This window comes from Occallatibacter sp. (assembly GCF_049802275.1).
GTDB lineage: Bacteria > Acidobacteriota > Terriglobia > Terriglobales > Acidobacteriaceae > Telmatobacter.
This window is the reverse complement of the sequence record NZ_JBARMD010000579.1, coordinates 1-5,287: the sequence shown is the minus strand read 5'-3', so window position 1 is coordinate 5,287 and position 5,287 is coordinate 1. Positions and strand designations below refer to the sequence as shown.

5 protein-coding genes are annotated in these 5,287 nt (G+C 60.5%); all 5 read left to right on the top strand.

The window, feature by feature from the left end:
* Window positions 1-1,819, top strand: a 1,819-nt coding sequence (locus tag WA354_RS19880; RefSeq protein WP_472814761.1) for an acyl-CoA dehydrogenase family protein, incomplete at its 5' end; no start/stop codon positions are given.
* Window positions 1,816-3,702 (top strand): hypothetical protein, encoded by a 1,887-nt coding sequence (locus WA354_RS19875; protein WP_472814760.1) that lies wholly within the window; start codon window positions 1,816-1,818, stop codon window positions 3,700-3,702. The genes WA354_RS19880 and WA354_RS19875, both read left to right, overlap by 4 nt.
* Before the next feature lie 111 nt (window positions 3,703-3,813).
* Window positions 3,814-4,203: a four helix bundle protein gene (locus tag WA354_RS19870; protein WP_472814759.1), complete on the top strand. Its 390-nt coding sequence runs from the start codon at window positions 3,814-3,816 to the stop codon at window positions 4,201-4,203.
* Between the two features lie 12 nt (window positions 4,204-4,215).
* The gene (locus tag WA354_RS19865) at window positions 4,216-5,022 is read left to right on the top strand and encodes a hypothetical protein (protein WP_472814758.1); all 807 of its coding nucleotides are present in this window, start codon (window positions 4,216-4,218) and stop codon (window positions 5,020-5,022) included.
* Window positions 5,022-5,287, top strand: a 266-nt coding sequence (locus WA354_RS19860; protein ID WP_472814757.1) for a hypothetical protein, incomplete at its 3' end; no start/stop codon positions are given. The genes WA354_RS19865 and WA354_RS19860, both read left to right, overlap by 1 nt.

Sequence of the window (5,287 nt, the reverse complement as noted above, 5' to 3'; positions counted from 1 at the left end):
CTACATGAGTCTTTCCGCACCCCCGCAGCCCGGCGATGATCGCAAGCCCTGGCGTGGGGCGTTTGTGCTGACCGAACCGATTCCCTACGTGGGCGTGGACACGGGCATGTTGAGCGGCAAGGTGCGGGTGGCCGGATGGCGCAATGGCGAGGAGCCGTGGCTGCAGGTGGAGAAGCGTGGCCGCTTCATCACCAATATTGCGTTTGCGAATTTTGTGACGGCGGCAGTGACAACTGACGACCCGCAGATCAAGGGCAGTTGCGTGGTGATCCTGGAAGAGACAGACGAGGGTACCTTCGATCCCGGGACGCCTACGAAGAAGCTGGTGCACCAGTTGTCGTCGACAGGCGATCCCATCTTCAATCTGAAAGTGCCGGCCAGCCGCATTGTGGGCGGCTACACCGTGAAAGACGGCGTAATCGTACCGAATTTCAACCACAGCGAAGTCATTGAGGCGGTCTTTCGGCGGACACGCGTGACCGTGGGGTTGATGACGGCGGCCAAGCTGTTGTCTGCTGTCGAGCCGGTGATTCGTTATCAGCGCGGACGCTTTCGCGGAGCCGAGGGCGCGAAGCCGGGAACCGTGCGCTACGAGCAAGGCATCCAGCAGCGAGAGGATGCGCTGCACAGGCTAGTGGATGTATGGGCGACGGGCGAGGCCGCGGCTTCGCTGGGTTTTGCTGCGGCTCGCCTGTTTGACGAGCTCGATCCGATTGAAAAACAGAAGACTGCAATCATGGCGGAGCGCGGCATTGGGGGCGGGCGTGCGGGACTGAAGGCATTGCGTGAAAGCGAGCAGCGCGCCGTGGAGTTTCTGAAGATGCGCAGTGGCGAAGCGTTGCATAACAGCGATCCGCGACGCGAAGAGCTGGTGGCCGACCCGCTGGTGCAGTTTGTGCTAAAGGATGCGGAAGCGAATGTGCTGTGCCCGGCCACGAAGCTGTGGAACACGGGCCACGGCGCCAACATGATGCGCGAGGCTGTGAGCCTGATGGGCGGATACGGCATCACCGAGGATTGCCCGGGATTCCTTGCCAGCAAGTGGATGGATGCGCAGCTTGAGGCGACGTATGAGGGACCGGAAGCTGTCCAGCGCAGGCACCTCACTGTGACGATGACGTCCGAAGTCTTCCTGGCGGAGATGCGTGCATGGGCTGACGAGATGCGTCGAATTGCCGCAACCCATCCCGGTACTGGCGCATGCACGTTGGCTTCGGCCATGCGCATGTGGCTGTGGACGCTCGAGTATTTGCAGAAGTCCACAGACGCTGCAGGCAACAGACTCTATCACGGGCAGCGGCAGGGTGTGACGTTCCCGCTGGCCGATGCGCTCTGCTGGCTGCTGGCATCGCGACATCAGATTCTAGATGTGCTGGAGCTGGAGCATCGCGGCGCCACCAACGCATCAGTTGCGGACGGGCTGGGGGGCACCGTGCAGTTCCTGAGCGATCTGTGCCACGTGCAGTCCGCGCAGGCGGCAGGCGAGGTATCGCGCATCTGTGCGGAGCTGGTTTTCGGATACAACGAGCATCCGATTTGGGACCAGCGTGGGTGCAGCGCGTGCTTCTCGGCGGCCGAGTTGGATGAACTTGAGGAGACCATGCCGGGCATTGCCGCGATGGCGGTCGACGTCGTCAGCGCGAATGGTGGACACCCGATGAAGGCGGGGCCCTGTGCAAACTGCGCGGGGGCAGGTGAATTTCTGCGGCTTCAGAACAAGCTGTGCAGTTGCCTTAGCGGATCGCGGCTGGCAAAGGATCGCGCTGCGGACACGGTGAGCAAGGTGATGATTCCCGAAGCACTGGATTACCCCGCATGAGCAGCAACGTGAACATGGGCGAGAGCAGCGCACCACCGATCGAGCGCCACACGATGGAAGCCGATATCGCATGTGTCGGGTTTGGGCCGGCAATGGGCGGATTTCTAACCACGCTGACACACGCATGGAATGAGAATCCTGCCGATCCTGCGTTTGAGAGCAAAGTTGCGCCAGGACTTCCGTTGCAGGTGCTGTGCTACGAGCGCGCGGATGATATCGCTTCGGGCGTCAGTGGCGTGGTCACAGCCGCCCGCGGCATTCGCGAGAGCTTTCCTCAACTGAACCCGTTCGACATTGCGATGGCTACGCCGGTGACACGGGAGCGAATTCTGTATCTGCTCGATCCGGTTGGCGCAAGCCGGCGGTCACTCCTGGTGCAAATGGCGGATCGCACATTGCGCATTCTGAGTGCGACGCTCGGTGTACGAGACGACGCCTTTCATCTGCCATGGACACCGCAATTCCTGCACAAGGGCGGCGGCCTGGTAATGTCGATTGGCCAGTTCAACCAGTGGGTTGGCGCGCAGCTAATGGCATCGGGGCTGGTTCAGATATGGCCCTCGATGCCGGTGAGCGAACCGCTGTTTCAAGAGAACGAAGTGCGGAGCGGCGAGAAGGTTGCCGGCATCCGGCTGACTGACCAGGGCGTGGACAGGCAAGGGACGCCCGAAGCTGGCTTTGTGGCCGGCATGGACGTGCGCGCCAGCTTGACGGTCGTCGGCGATGGGCCGTTCGGCGCGGTGGGTCGGGCGATCGACAAACGCATAGGAATGCCGCCGGGGCACGACAAGCGCGAGTGGGCAATGGGCATGAAGTTTGTGATCGAGCTGCCCGAGGAGACCACGCTCGAAGCGGGAACCGTGTGGCATACCTTTGGATTCCCCGAACCGGAGATTTTTGGATTCCTGTATGTGCATCCGGAGCGGCTGGCGTCGGTTGGGATTTTTGTGCCGTCGTGGCTCGGCGATCCCGGACGAACGGCCTATCGCTATCTGCAGCACTTCATCCAACACCCGGCGCTGTGGCGCTATTTGAAGGACGGCACATTGCGCTCGTGGGGAGCGAAATCGCTGGATGAATCAGGCGCGCACGGTGAACCGTTCCTGATGGGCGATGGCTATGCTCGCATCGGCGAAGGGTCGGGCTCAACAAACATGCTGGCGGGCTCCGGCGTGGACGAAGCGTGGACGACCGGCGTTCAACTGGGCGAAGCGGTAATTGATCTGCTTCGAGTGGGGCGCGGCTTTACGAAGGAGAATCTGGCAGCTACCTACGGGCTGCGCCGGCGTGCCAGCTGGATCGAACGCAATGCCCTCGCGGCCATGAATGCGCGCAATGGATTCCACCGTGGATTTGCCTCCGGATTACTGGGCATGGCGCTCGCCGGCCTTACAGGCGGAAGGGCGTCGCTGGTTGCTAAGGTTCCGCCCGTGCACAAGCAGATCAAGAAACGGACAGTGCGCTCGCTTAAAGAACTTAAGCGGCAGGAGGCGGCCATGCTGGCGGTGGAAGATGGGCGTGCGCTGCACGATGCGCTGATGTCGGCGCGCGGCTGGCCGGAGATTGAGTTCGATGGCAGACTGCTGATCTCGCACCAGGACGCGCTTTTGATGGGTGGCAAGGTGCAAGCGATGCCGGGATTCGCCGATCACGTGACGTTTCGCAACGCAGGTCTCTGCATTCAGTGCGACGACAAAACGTGCATTGCAATGTGTTCAGGACAGGCGCTGACCGCGGGTTCGGAGGGAGCGCCGGTTTTCGAGCGAGAAAAGTGCGTGCACTGCGGCGCGTGCCTGTGGAACTGCTCACATGCGGGCCCAGACGGGCTGACCAATATTGATTTTCGCGCAGGAGCGGGGGGATTGCATTCGGTGGAGAACTGAACAGCAGCTCCTAGCTACTAGCTTCTAGCTGCTAGCTAGATCCAATGACCGCCGGCTGATGCTTTTGTTTGCTGATTAACAAAGATTATTGGAAAGTTGAGCCGTAAACAGATGGCGCAAGACTACAGAGATCTTATTGTGTGGCAAAAAGCAATCGATCTGACGGTCTGTATCTACAAACTCACACGTTCTCTTCCCAAGGATGAAGCGTATGGATTGAGTTCGCAGATGCGCAGAGCGAGTGTCTCTATCGCAAGCAACATCGCAGAAGGGCGTGGCAGACTCAATCCTGCCGAGTTTCGTCAGTTTCTTGGAGTGGCTCAAGGCTCGACATATGAACTCCAGACTCAGATCGTGGTTGCAAATAGCCTCGGTTTCGCAAGCTCAGAAGATCTGGAGCAAGCCAAAGTGCTCAGTGACGAAGTGTCCAAGATGCTCTCCGCCTTCATTCACACCCTCAATTCAGCTGCGAGCAGAAAAAAGCTAGCAGCTAGAAGCTAGGAGCTAGAAGCTATGCAATTACACATCGTCGTCTGCGCTGGCATTGTGCCGGATCCGTTGCAGACATTGGAGCCGGTGACGGGGCCGAAGGGGCCCGGGCTCAAGAATGAAATGATGCTGCCGGCAGTGCTCGACCCGTGGGCGGCGAGTGCGCTCTATGAGGCGGCGAGTCTGGTGGCGAAATACCCCGGGAGCAAACTCTGGCTGGTGTCACTCGGACCGAAGGCAAAGCTGCAGCAGGTAATGATGACCATCGCGCAGAGGGTCAGCTTCGAACTCGTTGCGATTGACGCGCCGGTGGGCGGATTTGCCGATGCGCATGCCACGGCGGCCGTGCTGGCCGGAGCAATCGATGCTATCCCGGGGCTGGAAAAATCGAAGCTCCTGCTGTTTGGCGGATGGGAATCGGCGGCGCGGGGTGCGGGCGTTACGTTGCAGCTTGTGGGGGAGCGCCTGGCGATTATGGATCAGTTCATGGGCGTGGATCAGATCCAGTTGCGCGAAGATGGATCGTTCGAAGTGCTGGAGCGCGTGGAAGGCGGCAAGCACCAGGCTTCAGAGTGCGCGGGTGCGCCGGCGGTGCTGGGATGGGCGACGGGCAACCTGCCGGAACCCCGTAACAATCCGCAGATTGGCATGGCGAATATGCGCACCGTGATGCCAGCTCTACAGAAGGCGAAGCCGGCAGCGCTTGCTGAGAATGGGGTGCAGTATGTATCGGCAAGCTTGCCCAGCCAGCAACGGCAGACACGCGTGGTCAAGGATATGGCAGCCGACGCCATTGCACAGGAACTCGTCGAGTGGATTGGAGCGAAGTAATGGCGGAATCAATTCTTGTTTTGACACATGCTGAGGAAACGGGCTCCGCCCTGACGAAGGCTTCGCTCGAAGTGGTAACGACGGGCAAACAGCTGGCCGCGCGGCTCGGTGCTTCGCTTGCGATCGGCATTGTTGCAGCGGATGCAAAGTCGGCTGCGAGTTCGATAGGCGGCATGGGCACGCGCGTACTGGGCGTCTCGGGCGAGGCGTTTGCGCAGGCGCGTTATGCCAGCGATGCTTCTGCGTGCGAGGCACTGTGTAAAGC